The organism is Blautia sp. SF-50, from assembly GCF_900101315.1.
In the GTDB taxonomy this organism is placed as follows: Bacteria; Bacillota; Clostridia; order Lachnospirales; family Lachnospiraceae; genus Blautia_A; species Blautia_A fusiformis.
In genome coordinates, this window is sequence record NZ_FMUW01000015.1 from 1 (window position 1) to 16,096 (window position 16,096).

At 45.1% G+C, this 16,096-nt stretch carries 17 protein-coding genes and 2 pseudogenes; all 19 read left to right on the forward strand.

The annotated features are described in order from the left end of the window. Positions 1-58: 58 nt before the first annotated feature. Complete coding sequence (locus BLP57_RS10385; protein ID WP_001129922.1) at positions 59-433, forward strand: TnpV protein; 375 nt, start codon at positions 59-61, stop codon at positions 431-433. Positions 434-799: 366 nt separating this feature from the next. Beyond that, positions 800-2,719 (forward strand): tetracycline resistance ribosomal protection protein Tet(O), encoded by a 1,920-nt coding sequence (gene tet(O), locus BLP57_RS10390; RefSeq protein ID WP_000691758.1) that lies wholly within the window; start codon positions 800-802, stop codon positions 2,717-2,719. A gap of 54 nt (positions 2,720-2,773) precedes the next feature. Then, the gene (locus tag BLP57_RS10395) at positions 2,774-2,944 is read left to right on the forward strand and encodes a cysteine-rich KTR domain-containing protein (protein ID WP_004614788.1); all 171 of its coding nucleotides are present in this window, start codon (positions 2,774-2,776) and stop codon (positions 2,942-2,944) included. Between the two features lie 490 nt (positions 2,945-3,434). Next, complete coding sequence (locus BLP57_RS10410; protein ID WP_105116765.1) at positions 3,435-3,944, forward strand: sigma-70 family RNA polymerase sigma factor; 510 nt, start codon at positions 3,435-3,437, stop codon at positions 3,942-3,944. A 94-nt stretch (positions 3,945-4,038) separates the two neighbouring features. Continuing rightward, positions 4,039-4,464 (forward strand): sigma-70 family RNA polymerase sigma factor, encoded by a 426-nt coding sequence (locus BLP57_RS10415; protein WP_000323895.1) that lies wholly within the window; start codon positions 4,039-4,041, stop codon positions 4,462-4,464. Between the two features lie 83 nt (positions 4,465-4,547). Further along, a pseudogene (locus BLP57_RS17655) lies at positions 4,548-5,022 on the forward strand (RNA polymerase sigma factor). Between the two features lie 154 nt (positions 5,023-5,176). Next, a pseudogene (locus BLP57_RS10425) lies at positions 5,177-6,209 on the forward strand (AAA family ATPase). A gap of 517 nt (positions 6,210-6,726) precedes the next feature. Continuing rightward, positions 6,727-7,692 (forward strand): MobV family relaxase, encoded by a 966-nt coding sequence (mobV, locus tag BLP57_RS10430; protein WP_001820668.1) that lies wholly within the window; start codon positions 6,727-6,729, stop codon positions 7,690-7,692. Between the two features lie 8 nt (positions 7,693-7,700). After that, entirely contained in the window at positions 7,701-8,555 is an 855-nt protein-coding gene (locus tag BLP57_RS10435) for a ParB/RepB/Spo0J family partition protein (RefSeq protein ID WP_000743700.1), read from the forward strand. 45 nt (positions 8,556-8,600) lie between these two features. After that, a complete protein-coding gene (locus BLP57_RS10440; RefSeq protein ID WP_001206986.1) occupies positions 8,601-8,831 on the forward strand; it encodes a YdbC family protein in 231 nt (76 codons plus the stop codon). A 71-nt stretch (positions 8,832-8,902) separates the two neighbouring features. Next, positions 8,903-9,094 carry a hypothetical protein gene (locus BLP57_RS10445; RefSeq protein ID WP_001820669.1) on the forward strand — a complete coding sequence of 64 codons (192 nt, stop codon included), beginning with the start codon at positions 8,903-8,905 and terminating at the stop codon, positions 9,092-9,094. Between the two features lie 54 nt (positions 9,095-9,148). Further along, the gene (locus BLP57_RS10450; protein WP_001820670.1) at positions 9,149-11,005 is read left to right on the forward strand and encodes a recombinase family protein; all 1,857 of its coding nucleotides are present in this window, start codon (positions 9,149-9,151) and stop codon (positions 11,003-11,005) included. 1 nt (position 11,006) lies between these two features. Beyond that, entirely contained in the window at positions 11,007-11,945 is a 939-nt protein-coding gene (locus BLP57_RS10455) for a hypothetical protein (protein WP_242872609.1), read from the forward strand. A gap of 20 nt (positions 11,946-11,965) precedes the next feature. After that, positions 11,966-12,928: a DUF3991 and toprim domain-containing protein gene (locus BLP57_RS10460; RefSeq protein WP_092071529.1), complete on the forward strand. Its 963-nt coding sequence runs from the start codon at positions 11,966-11,968 to the stop codon at positions 12,926-12,928. After that, complete coding sequence (locus BLP57_RS10465) at positions 12,925-13,344, forward strand: DUF3846 domain-containing protein (RefSeq protein WP_015530020.1); 420 nt, start codon at positions 12,925-12,927, stop codon at positions 13,342-13,344. Before BLP57_RS10460 ends, BLP57_RS10465 begins: the two co-directional genes overlap by 4 nt. Positions 13,345-13,479: 135 nt before the next feature. Further along, on the forward strand, positions 13,480-13,638 hold the full coding sequence (locus tag BLP57_RS10470) for a DUF3789 domain-containing protein (RefSeq protein WP_087203228.1): 159 nt from the start codon (positions 13,480-13,482) through the stop codon (positions 13,636-13,638). After that, the gene (locus tag BLP57_RS10475; RefSeq protein ID WP_092071532.1) at positions 13,601-13,942 is read left to right on the forward strand and encodes a plasmid mobilization protein; all 342 of its coding nucleotides are present in this window, start codon (positions 13,601-13,603) and stop codon (positions 13,940-13,942) included. Before BLP57_RS10470 ends, BLP57_RS10475 begins: the two co-directional genes overlap by 38 nt. Next, positions 13,933-15,318 (forward strand): relaxase/mobilization nuclease domain-containing protein, encoded by a 1,386-nt coding sequence (locus BLP57_RS10480; protein WP_092071535.1) that lies wholly within the window; start codon positions 13,933-13,935, stop codon positions 15,316-15,318. Before BLP57_RS10475 ends, BLP57_RS10480 begins: the two co-directional genes overlap by 10 nt. After that, a complete protein-coding gene (locus tag BLP57_RS10485) occupies positions 15,302-16,096 on the forward strand; it encodes a PcfB family protein (protein WP_092071539.1) in 795 nt (264 codons plus the stop codon). The genes BLP57_RS10480 and BLP57_RS10485 overlap by 17 nt, the downstream gene beginning before the upstream one ends.

A 16,096-nucleotide genomic window follows, 5' to 3' on the forward strand; every position in this document is an offset into this window, starting at 1 on the left:
GATGTAGGACGGATTTTGCGGACATTCAAAATAAAAAAGAATGTGGAGGTAACAGACAATGGCAAAATCATTATTTGAGGAACTGGGCGGCAAATACGAAAGGCAAGGGGATTATTTGATACCGTGCTTAACTGTACCCGCCGAAGAAGAACAGGCAATAGGCATCTGGGGGCAACGGCATTTAGATTATCTAAAACAGTACCGTAAAGTTACATACACCAATCTTCTTACAAGCGGCAGGCTAAACGCCTACCTTGCCGACATCAACAGACAGGCACAGGAACGCTTTGAAAGGCTCATAGAGGGTATGAAACAGGCACAGGGCATAACGGAACAGCTAAAGGCAGAAAACGCCTTAGAATGGACAGGATGCCTCAATAACATAAGGGCTTGTGCGAGGGAGATTGTGGAAAAGGAAATTATTTTTGCATAAACAGATGATTAGTGGCAGGGGGAAATCCTGCCGCTTTTTCTGCTTTAGTTTGTCAGCTTGACAAATAAAGGGTTAAGGAATATAATTAGATTCAGTATTATACAAGGAGTTAATAAATATGCGGCAAGGTATTCTTAAATAAACTGTCAATTTGATAGTGGGAACAAAAAGTAGCAGTCCCGTTTCACTTTTAATATGGGGCTTAGTTTTTTGTACCCAGTTTAAGAATACTTTTATCATGTAATTTTATATGCCCGAAAACATATAAGTGTTTTGGGGCTATTGGAGTTATTTACCCAGTGATAGGAGTATTTATCACTGGGTATTTTTATGCCCTTTTTTGGGTGTTGATAGGAGGAAAATCACATGAAAATAATTAACTTAGGCATTCTGGCTCACGTTGACGCAGGAAAGACAACATTAACGGAAAGTTTATTGTATACCAGTGGTGCAATTGCAGAACTAGGGAGCGTAGATGAAGGCACAACAAGGACAGATACAATGAATTTGGAGCGTCAAAGGGGAATCACTATCCAGACAGCAGTGACATCTTTTCAGTGGGAGGATGTAAAAGTCAACATTATAGATACGCCAGGCCATATGGATTTTTTGGCGGAAGTATACCGTTCTTTATCCGTATTAGACGGAGCAGTATTATTAGTTTCTGCAAAGGATGGCATACAGGCACAGACCCGTATACTGTTTCATGCACTACAGATAATGAAGATTCCGACAATTTTTTTCATCAATAAAATTGACCAAGAGGGGATTGATTTGCCAATGGTATATCGGGAAATGAAAGCAAAGCTTTCTTCGGAAATTATAGTGAAGCAAAAGGTTGGGCAGCATCCCCATATAAATGTAACGGACAATGACGATATGGAACAGTGGGATGCGGTAATTATGGGAAACGATGAACTATTAGAGAAATATATGTCAGGGAAACCGTTTAAAATGTCAGAACTGGAACAGGAAGAAAACAGGAGATTCCAAAACGGAACGTTATTTCCCGTTTATCACGGAAGCGCTAAAAACAATCTGGGGATTCGGCAGCTTATAGAAGTAATTGCCAGTAAATTTTATTCATCAACGCCTGAAGGTCAATCTGAACTATGCGGGCAGGTTTTTAAGATTGAATATTCAGAGAAAAGGCGGCGTTTTGTTTATGTGCGTATATATAGCGGAACATTGCATTTGAGGGATGTTATTAGAATATCTGAAAAAGAGAAAATAAAAATCACAGAGATGTGTGTTCCGACAAACGGTGAATTATATTCATCCGATACAGCCTGCTCTGGTGATATTGTAATTTTACCAAATGATGTTTTGCAGCTAAACAGTATTTTGGGGAACGAAATACTGTTGCCGCAGAGAAAATTTATTGAAAATCCTCTCCCTATGCTCCAAACAACGATTGCAGTAAAGAAATCTGAACAGCGGGAAATATTGCTTGGGGCACTTACAGAAATTTCAGATGGCGACCCTCTTTTAAAATATTATGTGGATACTACAACGCATGAGATTATACTTTCTTTTTTGGGGAATGTGCAGATGGAAGTCATTTGTGCCATCCTTGAGGAAAAATATCATGTGGAGGCAGAAATAAAAGAGCCTACTGTTATATATATGGAAAGACCGCTTAGAAAAGCAGAATATACCATCCACATAGAAGTCCCGCCAAATCCTTTCTGGGCTTCTGTCGGGTTGTCCATAGAGCCGCTCCCTATTGGAAGCGGAGTGCAGTATGAAAGCAGAGTTTCACTTGGATATTTAAATCAATCGTTCCAAAATGCGGTTATGGAGGGGGTTCTTTATGGCTGCGAGCAGGGGCTGTATGGATGGAAAGTGACAGACTGTAAAATCTGTTTTGAATATGGATTGTATTATAGTCCTGTAAGTACCCCCGCAGACTTTCGGCTGCTTTCCCCTATCGTATTGGAGCAGGCTTTAAAAAAAGCAGGGACAGAACTATTAGAGCCATATCTCCACTTTGAAATTTATGCACCGCAGGAATATCTCTCACGGGCGTATCATGATGCTCCAAGGTATTGTGCAGATATTGTAAGTACTCAGATAAAGAATGACGAGGTCATTCTGAAAGGAGAAATCCCTGCTAGATGTATTCAAGAATACAGGAACGATTTAACTTATTTCACAAATGGGCAGGGAGTCTGCTTGACAGAGTTAAAAGGATACCAGCCAGCTATTGGTAAATTTATTTGCCAACCCCGCCGCCCGAATAGCCGTATAGATAAGGTTCGGCATATGTTCCACAAGTTAGCTTAACAGCTTGCAAAAGTCATATAAAATGAGATTTGAAAGGATTAGAGACTAATTATGATGAAATGCGAATGGATATTGTGTCCTGTTTGTGGGAGCAAAACCCGTAATAAAATTAGGAAGGACACTGTTTTGGAGAATTATCCCCTTTATTGTCCAAAATGCAGACAAGAAAGATTGATTAAAGTTGACAACTTGAAGATAACTGTCATCAAAGAGCCAGACGCTTAAGACGCAGAGCCGATGAAATTGTGGAACAATTCACGAATCATCGGCTCTTTTTGTTTCGTATTTGAAAGAACAAACTCACCAAATAAAAAAAACGATATTCGGGTGGGTTATTTTGTTATACCCTAAATTACCCTCTGAATTTGTTTTTAAATTTGGAGGGATTTTTTTATGTCCTTTTTTCGGGCAGTTATCTATCTGCTCATACGAAGCAAAATTTATCAATACATAGCATATCAGAGAACGGCAGGAAACCAGTTAAAAAAATTTCTGCCAGTGCAACGGTACTTCTCACCTTGAAAGTAGAAGTACAATCTCCATACAATAGAATTACTATTTCCTATAACCGTAAAGGTCACAGAGCCTTTGCGGTTTTTCTTTTGTCGATTTTTGTTGGAAAGTGCCGTAGGGCTGTTTCTGATATGCGGTGTCGTTCTCCGCCTCTCCATCTGGATTTTTTACATTTCAAAAATTCAGATGGGAGGTATTTATGGTGAAATATGCACCAAGAAAGGTATATATCAGAGAAAGTGGCGGCTATGTGGAATTATCCTACACGGAGTTCTGCCGTTGCAGGGAATCCGACCAGACCTATATGGACAAGCTGTTTATCCCCATTCAAGGCTGTCTGCTTGAAGTCGTGAGGGAGCAATACACAGACTTCTACCGTGACAAGGAACGGTGGCGTTATCTGCAAAAATTAGATACAAAGAATAGACTGCTATCTCTCGACGGATTTACGGACAGCGAGGGGAATCCTCTGGACTTTATCACTGATGAAGCGGTGGACATTGCAGAAACCGTTGTCAATGCGGTCATGGTGGACAGGCTGAAAGCCGCCCTGCCTTTGCTGTCGGATAGTGAACAGGAGCTGATACAGGCAATCTTTTTTGACGGACTTTCCGAGCGTGAAGTCGGGGCGAGGTTGGGCATAACCCAGAGCGTTGTAAACAAACGCAAAGCCAGAATCCTAATAAAACTAAGAAAGATAATAGAAAATTAAAATTTAAAGCGTTCAGCCCCCTTGTTTTTTCCTTTGGGAAGATGAGGGGGCTTTTCTCTGCCCTCTCAATCAATTCTGATTGGAGGAAGTAAGAATGGCATACAACCACGGACGGGAGGACAGGAAATGGCGTATCTGGAAAGAAGCGGAGGAAAAGCTGCTGCGTGAGTGCGGCGTTGATGAAGCGACCATTGAGCAGATACGCATGGCGGACAGGGCAGACTTCAATTCCAACAGGCGGTTTTACCGATGGACGAATGACGTTGCGGAATATCTTGAGGACATGGCAGGCAGGGAGCGGCAGGCGGAAGTGGGTACGGTTGCGGAGTTACTGGAAGAGATTGAGAGCGAAAATCTCTATCAAGTATTAGTCACGGTGGACGGGCGTACCTTGAAAATCGTCCTGCTGAAAATGCAGGGGTATTCCACAAAGGAGATTGCCCCGCTTGTGCATTTGACGACTGGTGCCATCTATGCGAGGTTAGACCATCTGCGGAAGAAGCTGCGGAAAATTTTATAGCTTCTAAAACAGCCTGCCATCCTGCGGGCTACTGGGTGAGGGATGGAAATCCCCTCACTCATTTTTTGCAGGAGGACAACAGGATGGCATACAGGGTTAAGGCATACACGCTTCGGGAGGAATCCACGGAAAGCGGCACAAGGTATTTTATCAGCTTTAAGGACGGGCAGGGCAAATCCCACGAGTTGGAAGTGTCGGAACAGTTCTTTATGGAGTTTCGGCAGATGGAGCGCAGGAACAGGAATCTTTTCTAATGGGACGAGCGGCACAGGGAGTTTAACGAGGTATGGGACGAAACCCTTTACAGACGGGCGTTGCGTGTGCCTAAGAGCCTTGATGAACGCATGGTTGAGGAAGAACGGAATGAAACGCTCTATAAGGCGGTTGGGAGCCTTCCAGAGATACAAAGGCGGCGTTTCCTGCTCTACTACGAGTATGAGTTCAATTTTTACCAAATCGCCGCTATGGAGCATTGCACCGCTTCGGCAATACAGAAATCTGTTGCGATTGCAAAGGAGAAAGTAAAGGCGGAAATTGAAGAAATATCTCCAACCGTGACCGACACCGCCCGAAAAAGAAATCTGTTTTTTATTTGTGTGGGATTGGCGGCATTACATACTCTCACTTTTTTCCGTGGGAGTAAATCTATTTTTAAGGAGGTCAACGCCTATGTGCAACGAAAACAAAGACACCGCCCGAAAGGAGGAAAGCCATGCAGAAGTTACAGACAGTCAACGCCGAAACGCTCCTTTATGAACCGCTTGAGAAACCATCCTTTGTGGTGGACAGCCTTATCCCGACAGGCTTATCGCTGTTCTGCGGCTCACAGAAGATAGGCAAAAGCTGGCTCATGCTGAAGCTATGCTTATGCGTGTCGCAGGGAATCCCTTTATGGGATATGCCGACAATGGAGGGCGATGTGCTTTACCTCTGCCTTGAGGACACGTTCTGCCGCATACAGGACAGGTTATTTCGTTTGACGGACGAAGCAAGCGGGCGGCTCCACTTTGCCGTGGCAAGCTGCAAGCTGTCAGACGGTCTTATCGTGCAGCTTGAAGATTATCTGAAAGATTACCCAGACAGCAGGCTCATTGTCATTGATACCTTGCAGAAAGTCCGTACAGCTTCAAAAGACAATGCCTATGCAAGCGACTATGGGGACATCTCCCTCATCAAAGACTTTGCCGACAGGCACTCTCTGGCGGTCATTGTCGTACACCACATCCGAAAGCAGAATGACAGCGACGTGTTCAACAAGGTGTCTGGGACGACAGGATTAACGGGGAGTGCGGACGCTACCTTTGTTCTGGAAAAGGAGAAACGTGCGTCTGACACCGCCAAGCTGTATGTGACGGGCAGGGACACGCCTTATCAGGAATACACGCTGCGTTTCCGTGATTGCCGTTGGGAGCTTGTGGAGCGGAAAACGCAGGAGCAGCTTGCGAAAGAAACGATACCAGATGTCCTTTTTCGGTTGGTGGATTTTATGAGGGATAAGGAAGAATGGATAGGCACGGCAACGGAACTGTTAGCCGCTATGGGGGAAACGGAAACCATACCCACGGTGATTACGAAATGGCTGAATGAATACCGCACCACATTTTTAAGCGAGAACCGTATCTGCTACCAGTACAGCCGCAGGAAAGACGGCAGGCGGATTGCCCTTGCAAGGAGGGCGGGTGACAGCGGTGATGGTGGTGACAGCGATATTAGGATACCCCCCTGTTACTGTCATTGACGCTTAAAGCCATGTAAAGCTGGCGGCTCTGCCCTGCGGGTGACAGCAGTGACGGTGGTGACAGTGATTTTAGGATACCCTGCCGCTGTCATCCCTACGGGAGAACACCCCGTAAACGCAAAATGCAGGCGTGAGATTTACTCGCCCTTTTCGGTCGTGTAAAACCACCCCTGCGGTCAGAAAAATCATTCCGATTTTTCCGACTGCGTTTACAGGGTGTAACACACTACACTTTGCCCTGCAAAGTCGTGTGCCAGACGTTCCCTCTGGACTCCCTTAAGGCAGGGCTGTGCCCTGCTATCCTACGCCTTACGGCTTCGGATAAAAGAATGGCGGCATGACGGTGACGGCTCTTGCGAGGGGGGTATCCCAAAAACACCGTCATCATCGACATGACCGTCATGCAGGGGGTGAGGGTGACAGTTGCGGCAGTCGGCAGGGGGTATCCCAAAACTGCTGTCACCACCGTCACCGCTGTCACCCCAAAGGACGGTCACCCGCCGAAAGAAAGGAGGAATCCGCCTATGCCTTATGCAATCCTGCGTTTCCAGAAACGAAAAGCGGGCGGCGTTGCGGCTTGTGAACGCCACAACGAGCGGAAGAAAGAAGCCTACAAAAGCAACCCAGATATAGATATGGAACGCTCTAAAAACAATTACCATCTCATAGCACCACCAAAGTACACCTACAAGAAAGAGATTAACCGCATGGTAGCCGAAGCGGGGTGCAGGACAAGGAAAGACAGCGTGATGATGGTGGAAACGCTCATCACAGCTTCACCAGAATTTATGAACCAGTTACCGCCCGAAGAACAAAAAGCGTATTTCCAGACGGCTCTTGACTTCATTTCGGAGCGTGTTGGAAAGCAGAATATCCTCTCCGCTGTCGTCCATATGGACGAGAGAACGCCCCATATGCACCTCTGCTTTGTGCCGATTACGCCAGACAATAAGCTGTCAGCGAAAGCTATCTTAGGCAACCAGAAATCATTATCCGAGTGGCAGACCGCCTACCATGAGCGGATGTCCTCACGGTGGAATCAGCTTGAACGGGGGCAGTCCTCAATGGAAACCAAGCGGAAACACGTCCCCACATGGCTCTATAAATTAGGCGGCAGGCTTGATAAACAGTATGAAGAAATCGTGTCTGCCCTATCCGACATCAACGCCTTTAACGCAGGGAAGAAAAGGGATAAAGCGTTAGATTTACTCTCTGCATGGCTGCCAGACGTGGAGAAATTCTCTAAGGAAATCGGGAAACAGCAGGCGTATATCGACAGTTTGAAAGAGAGAATTGGGCAGGAATCAGACTATGCGGGGCGTATGCGTGATGAAAAGTACGAGCAGGAACTAAAGGTGCAGAAAGCGAATCAGAAGATATTTGAATTGCAGAGAACCAACGAGCAGATGGGGCGGCTGCTGTCAAAAATACCGCCCGAAGTGTTGGAAGAATTGCAGAAAAATCATAGAAGCAGAGCGAAAGAAAGGTAGATATGTGAATGAAGAAACAGGATTTTAAGGTGTTAAAGACCAAAGACTTGTACCCGTTCCCCGACAATCCGTTTCATGTGGCAGAAGATGAAACACTGTCAGAGTTAGCGGAAAGCATCAAGGAATTTGGCATTGTCACGCCGATAATCACACGCCCGAAAGAGGACGGGGACGGTTATGAAGTGATTGCAGGACAGCGGCGTGTCCGTGCTTCTGAACTTGCAGGGATAAATACCGTGCCTGCGTTTGTCCTGCCCTTAGACCGTGACCGAGCCATCATCACCCTTGTAGACAGCAATTTGCAGCGTGAGAATATCCTGCCATCGGAGCGGGCGTTTGCTTACAAGATGAAATCCGAAGCCATGAAGCGGCAGGGTTTCCGCACAGACTTAACCTCGTCACAAGTTGTGACGAAGTTGCGGACGGACGACAAGGTGGCACAGGGCTTCGGCGTGGGCAGGATGACCGTGCAGCGTTTTATCCGCCTGACGGAACTGATACCGCCGATTTTGCAGATGGTGGACGAGGGGAAAATCGCCCTCACGCCTGCGGTGGAACTGTCCTTCTTGAAGAAAGACGAGCAGGAAAACCTCTTTGCCACGATGGAGAGCGAAGAAGCAACGCCCTCACTCTCACAGGCACAGCGGATGAAACAGTTAAGCCAGAGCGGGCGGCTTGACATGGATACGATATTTGCGATTATGACGGAGGAAAAGGGCAACCAGAAAGAAACCTTGAAAATCAACACAAGCAAGCTGAAAAAATACTTTCCGAAGAACACAACGCCGAAGCAGATGGAGGAAACCATCATCAAACTTTTGGAGCGTGAGTTGCAGAGGAAACGCAACCGTGACAGCCGCTAATCTTCTTTTTTCGGGAAGTAAATACAGAGAGTTGAGGTATGGAGAATGAGAGAAATCCAGTATGAAATCGTAAAGGAAATCGCAGTATTGTCTACGGGCGACAGTGGCTACACAAAGGAAATCAATCTCATTTCATGGAATGGGAAAGAGCCGAAGTATGACATCCGCAGCTTTTCCCCGAACCGTGAAAAGTGCGGCAAGGGAATCACGCTGAACGCTGATGAAGCGGCGGCACTCCTTAAAGCATTACAGAAAGAATTAAACAGCGAGGATTAATGGTATCTGATTGGCAGGGCGGGGACATTTCCAAACTCTTCCCTGCCCTGTCTGGAAAGGAAGATTTAAGTATGGGCGAGGATAAGAAAGCAGATAAAAAGAGAAAGCGTATCGTGCCAAAAGCACCAGTGCAGATGATAATCAGCCGTGAATATGTCGGCACACAGACCGTTACAGAAGCGTTTGTCCCGATTATCTCCGAGGATATTCGGAAGAAGATTGCCGAGGGCGACACCTTCGACAATGAGGGGCTGTCCGCTTAGAATGTACGCAATGGGACATGAAAACAGATAGGACAGATACGGAGGTTTTACAGTATGGCAGGAATCAAAGAAGAAAAGAAAATCTATTTAGTCGGCATTTATTGCCGCTTATCTAAAGACGATGGTACGGATAACGAGAGTGCGAGCATTGCGACACAGAAATCCATCCTCACGGATTATGTGAAAAAGCAGGGATGGCACATAGCAAAAACGTATGTGGACGATGGTTATTCTGGTACAAATTTCCAAAGACCAAGTTTCCAGAATATGATAAAAGACATTGAAAGCGGTCTGATAAACTGCGTGATTACGAAAGATTTATCCCGTCTGGGGAGAAACTATCTTGATTGTGGGTTATATCTGGAAGTTTTCTTCCCAGAGCATAACGTGAGGTATATAGCGGTCAATGACGGCGTAGATACCTTGAATAAATCTGCTATGGACATCACGCCTTTCCGCAACATTTTAAACGAAATGTATGCCGCTGACATATCTGTTAAGATAAAATCGGCATATCGGGCGAGGTTTCAACAGGGGAAATTCATGGGAACTACCGCCCCTTATGGCTATATCAAAGACCCTGCCGACCACAACCATCTGCTGATAGATGATAAAGTGGCACATGTTGTAAAAGAGATATTCGACCTTGCATTAAAAGGGAATGGAGTTGCCAAAATTTGCAGACATCTTAATAAACAGCATATCCTACGCCCTGCCGCTTATGCGGCGGAGCGTGGCGAAACAGGCTTTGAACGTCATTTTGAGGGGAACGAGGACAAACGCTATATTTGGAGTGGGAACAGCGTGAGGAGCATTTTAAGAAGCCCGATATATGCGGGAAATCTTGTAGGCTACAAACGGATTGCCGCCAATATGAAAAGCAAGAAACGCCCCTCTAAGCTGCCCGAAGAATGGGAAGTGATACCCAATACCCATGAGGGAATAGTCACGCAGGAGGAATTTGATATTGTCCAACAGCTTATTACAAGTCGTAGGCTTCCACAGAACAAGGGAGGATTTGTAAATATTTTTGCAGGCGTTATCAAGTGTGTGGACTGCGGATGTGCTCTGCGGGCAATGAACGTACACAGGAGGAAACGCCCAGAGATTATCGACTGTGTACAGTATTCATGTAATAATTATGCAAGAAACGGAAGAAGCGAGTGTAGTGCCCACAATATAGAAGCAAGGGATTTATTCAATGCCGTTCTTGCCGACATCAACTGTTTTGCGGATATGGCAGTGAATGATGAAAAGGCGGTCAGGGCCATAGAAAAGCGGCTCACGGAAACAGACCAGAGCAGGGCGAAAGCATTAGAGAAAGAACGTAAGAAGCTGAACAAACGCCTTGCGGAACTGGACAGGCTGTTTTCCTCTCTCTACGAGGATAAGGTCATGGAGCGTATTACCGAGCGGAATTTTGAGATGATGTCGGGGAAATACCAGAAAGAGCAGCTTGAAATTGAAGCAAGGCTGAAAGAGGTGACGGAAACTCTTAATGAAAGCTACGAGAAATCACGGGGAATCCGTGACTTCCTCGCCCTTATCCGAAATTATCAAGGCTTAAAAGAACTGGATGCAACAGTTATAAACGCACTCATAGACAAGATACTTGTTTCGGAGCGTGAGAAGATGGCAGACGGAACAGTGAAGCAGGAAATCAAGATTTACTATAAATTCATCGGCTTTGTCGATGAATTACATATCATACCTACAAAACGGTGGGCAGCAATGCCCGCTAAAAATTGTACGGTGTGCGGCGTTGAATATGTCCCGGGCTCTGGTGCATCAAGGTATTGTCCTGCTTGTGCCAAGAAGATACGGAGGGAGAAATCAAACGAGAGCAAACGCAGGAGCAGAGAACAGAAAAGGATAGCATGTATGAACTGTCCGCAAAAAATGACCGACTGATTTGGAGCAGCGTTCCGGTAGAATTGTCCGTCAGGGCAATGAAAATCCGCAGGTAGATATTTACCGCTATGTAACAGAGCAGACCTTTGACGCATACCTCTATCAGCTTGTAGAAGGTAAGCAGAAGTTCGCAAGTCAGATTATGACGAGCAAATCTCCGGTCAGGTCGGCAGAGGATATTGATGAAACCGCATTGTCCTATGCAGAGATAAAAATGCTTGCAACAGGCAATCCGTATATCAAAGAGAAGATGGACTTAGACATTCAGGTGCAGAAGCTGAAGATGTTAAAATCCAATTTCTTATCAGAGAAATACGGACTGGAGGATAAGGTCATCAAGTTCTACCCACAACAGATTGCTTACTTAAAATCCCGTATGGAGGGACTTACAAAAGATGTTGAAACAGCAAAATTACACCCGAAACCGATAGACGAGCAGCCGCTTGGAATGATGGTATCGGGTGTTTCTTATTCCGAAAAAGCCGAAGCAGGTCAGGCAATCATCAATGCCTGCAAGTCAATGAACAGTCCTGATGCGATACCACTTGGCGAGTACCGTGGCTTTCAAATGGAACTGTATTTTGATACGGTGCAGCGTAATTATGTTGTGAAGCTGAAAGGCGAAACGAGCAGAGATGTACCGCTTGGTGATGACGCTCACGGTAATATCGTGAGAATAGATAACGGCATTGAACGCTTTGAGGAAACACTTGCTGATACGAAAAACAGTCTTGAAAATACGGAGAAGCAGTTTGAAACAGCGAAGCAGGAAATTGAAAAGCCGTTTGCGAAAGAGGAAGAACTGAGGGCAAAAACTGCCCGACTTGATGAGCTGAATATCCTGCTCAATATGGATAAAAAAGAAAATGAGATTGTCAGCGGAGAGCCTGACGAGGGCGAAGCAGTCGGCGGTAGAAAGGAGAAATCGTATGAGAGATAAACAGGAAGGCGGTGGTCGATATGCCTTTTATCGCACCTGAGTTAATCATTCAGGCGAAGCAGATGGACTTATTAACCTACCTGAAAAACTATGAACCGTATGAGTTGGTTAAGTTTTCGGGTAACACTTATTGTACCAGAACCCACGACAGTTTGAAGATTTCAAACGGGAAATGGATATGGTGGTCGAGAGGTATCGGCGGAAGGAGTGCCTTAGATTATCTCATCAAGGTCAAAGGTTACAGCTTCCTTGAAGCAGTGGAAACCATTATCGGACACACAGCAATTCAGGCTCCGGTCTATGAAAAGCCACAGCCAAAAGAGGAAAACAAACCGCTTCTTCTCCCTGAAAAATGTGCTTCCAACAGAGTGATTACAGAGTACCTTTTCGGGAGAGGAATAGATTTTGAAATCATCAATTACTGTATTGCCAATGACCTTATCTTTGAGAGTCTGCCATATCACAATGTTGTGTTCGTAGGCTATGACGAGAAGAAAGAACCGAAATATGCAGCCTACCGTTCCACGAATAAGCGTAGGATTATGGGCGATTGTAGTGGCAGTAAAAAAGATTATTCTTTTCGGCTTGGTAAGGAAAACTTGGAGGAAGTACACCTCTTTGAGTGTGCCATTGACTTGTTATCCTATGCCACCCTTGCGAAGTTGAACGGGCAGGACTGGAAAGAAATGAGCTTTGTTTCGCTGTCCGGTGTATATTCTCCGGCAAAGAAAATAGAGGACAGCAAAGTACCGATTGCACTGGAAAAATATCTTGGCAGCAACCCGTCTGTCAGGAAAATCCGTATCCATTTTGATAATGACATAGCGGGCAGAAAGGCAGCACAGACCTTAAAAATCATTCTGCCGGACAAGTATGAAATCGTTGATGAGCCACCCAAAGCAGGTAAGGACTTCAACGATTTTCTTTGTATGCAGATGGGAATTTACAATAAGAAAACATACGAAAGGAATGAAGAACGATGAATGATTCTAAGATTAAAGTTCTCTTGGTAGAACCGGAAAAGTATCCAAAAGAAATTGAAATTGACGACAGTCTGGAAGCAATGCAGGAGGTTGTCGGCGGGGATATTGAGGAATATATGCCCTTTGATGATGACGTTGCAATCATCTGTAATGAGGAAGGAAAGGTAAGAGGACTTCCGCTTAATCGTGCTGTTTATGTGCAGGACAACGATAAGAAAGAGATGGTTGATATTATCTGCGGCAAGTTCTTTATCTGTTATGCACCGCCTGAGAGTGAGAGCTTTCAGAGCTTGCCGGACGATATGATAAAGAAGTATAAGGAACAGTTCAAGTATCCTGAACGCTTTTCTAAGGAAGTGGGCGGCAATATCGTGGCTGAACCTTTTAAGCCGAAATCAAAGGATTATGAGAGATAGTAGCCTGAGAACGGGGCAACCCGGAGGAGATGTTTATTCTTAGCGAGCAGACCATTTGGATAAACACAGTTTCCCAAACGGTAAAAGGCTCGTTAGGGGTTGCCCCTAATACCCCGTGAGAAAGGAGAACTTGATTTGAGAGAGTTATTACTTATCGCCGCCGGAACACTGCTCGGCAGTTGTCTTGGCGTTACGATGATGTGCTTATTCCAGATTAACAAAGATTGCAGAGTAAAGAGAAAGGAAGATACCGATTATGAGAAAGAGAAACATTCAGAAGATTGTACGCTTTAACCGCAAGGAAGCACAGGACTTGGCAGCAAAGGCAAAGAAGGCTTGTCTTTCCGAAGCAGGACTTATCCGTTTGCTTATCAGAGGTTACGAACCGAAAGAGAAACCCGATGACCGCTTCTATGATGTGATGAGGGAACTTTCCTCTATCGGTAATAACATCAATCAGCTTGCGGCTAAAGCTAATACGCTTGGTTTCATTGACGCACCTATGCTGAAGAATGAAGCTGTGAAGTGGAATAAGTTCCAGTCAGAGATTGAGAGGACATATCTTCGTCCAAATCAGAGCGAAATGAAATGGCAGTAACAAAGTTGTGGTCGGTAACAGAAAGGCTCGGTCAGGTCATTGACTATGCGACCAATCCCGAAAAGACTTCTGCAAAAATCAAAAGGGAGTTTTCGCCGGAACAGTATCAGGCTCTTGCAGATGTTATTGCTTATGCAAAGGACGAAGAAAAAACAGAGCGAGAATTTTATGTTGAGGGTATCAACTGTAATGTGGCGATTGCCCGTGACCAGTTCATAACGGTTAAGGAACAGTACCAAAAGACAGACGGTATCCAAGCCTATCACGGATATTTGAGTTTCAAGGAAATAGATATATCTCCTGAGATGGCACAGAAAATCGGAATGGAGTTTGCAAATGAAGTGTGGGGCAAAAGATTTCAGGTCGTTGTGACAACCCACCTGAACACAAAGCACCTGCACTGTCATTTTGTCATCAATTCTATTTCTTTTGTCGATGGCAAACATTTGTGGGGAGAGGAAAAAGCGTGGTTCAAATTCCGAAAAGTTGCAGACAGGATTTGTGAGAAGTATGGACTTTACTATGACCCGAATCCGAACCGCAGTAAGCAGTCGGATTATCTGACGATGAAAGAAAAGGCAGGTATGCCGACACGTTACTCGGTTGCAAAAGAAGCGATTGATTATGCTATCGATCACAGCAAGACCCTGAAAGAATTTCAGTTTGCACTCAAGGAAATGGGATATGCCTATAACCTGAGTCCAAGCCGAAAATACTGGACGGTCATTCCAAAGGGATACGATAAGCCGATACGACTGAAAAATCTCGGAGCAGATTATACCAATGACCGGATTGTAGAGCGTATCAAAGAAAATCGTAACAGATGGGCAGAGATTGAGCCGTTCCAGAGGGCAACTTATAAACCAAGACAGTACCGTATGCAGACCAGAGGGCAGAAGCTGAAAAAGAAAGGCGGACTTTATGGGCTGTATCTGTATTACTGTTATAGACTCGGTTATCTGCCAAAGTATAAGAAACAGAATAACGCAAGGCTTCATTATCTCTTGAAAGATGATTTGATGAAGCTCGATAAGATTACTGATGAAGTAAGGCTGCTCGGACGAGAAAATATTTCCACGGACGAACAGCTTTTTTCATATAAGACTTCCTTAGAGGAGCAGATGAAAAATCTGATTGCCGGAAGAACACATCTCCGAAAAAAGATAAGAACAAATATTGATGATGGTCAGCTTCAGGCGGCAAAAGATGAAATCGCTTCTATCAATGGAGAATTGAAAAAACTCCGACGGGAAGTAAAACTCTGCGAGGATATTGCGGAGAGGTCAAAGGTTATGGAAGAAAACCTTGAGCATATCGAAACAGAGGAACAAAAACAGCAGAGAAAGGAGAAATCACGCTATGAACAACGGTGGTGACGCAGCAGAGCAGGTCGTCAGGCTTTCGCTTGAAGGATTTGAAGTTGCTGCAAGATTAAGCGGTTCGGCGGCGAAGAATATCGCATTGCTTTTGGTATCGGTTCTGAAGCAGGAGCAAAAGACGAAGGGCAAAGCAAGGCTTACCAATATGATTAAGTCAGGCAAGGAGCTGAAAGTCTTTTCCATTCCGCAAAAGGATTTGAAGAAGTTTACCGAACAGGCAAAACGCTATGGCGTTCTTTATTGTGTCCTCAGAGATAAGAACACAAAGGGAGAGAATGCTCCGGTAGATATTATCGCAAGAGCAGAGGACGCTTCTAAAATTCAGCGTATCGTTGAAAGATTTGAACTTGGCAAGGTGGATAAGGCTTCGATTGTCAGTGAAGCAGAGAAAGCTATCGCAGACCGTGAAGCGGTTGAAAAAGAAAAGCCGACTAAATCCAAGAGTGAAATCATTATGGAAGAAGCGGTCAGAAATCCAATGCAGAAAGAGGAGCGAGCAAACGCAAACCCCTCAGTCGCCAAAACAGACAAAAGCCCTCTGTCAAGGCAAAACTCAGAGCCGGTAGAAACGCAATCTGATAAGGGTGTTGCAAAGCCAGTGGAAAAGCCATCGGTCAAAGAGAAACTTGACCGCTACAAGGCACAGGCAAAACAGCAAAAAGAAGCAGAGCGTAAAGAGCCGGAGGTTAAGAAAGACGGCAAGAAGCCGCAGCAGAAAAACGGTCAGACGGTACACCGTCAGCCGAAGAAGAAAACCAAAACAAAAGAGAGGTAA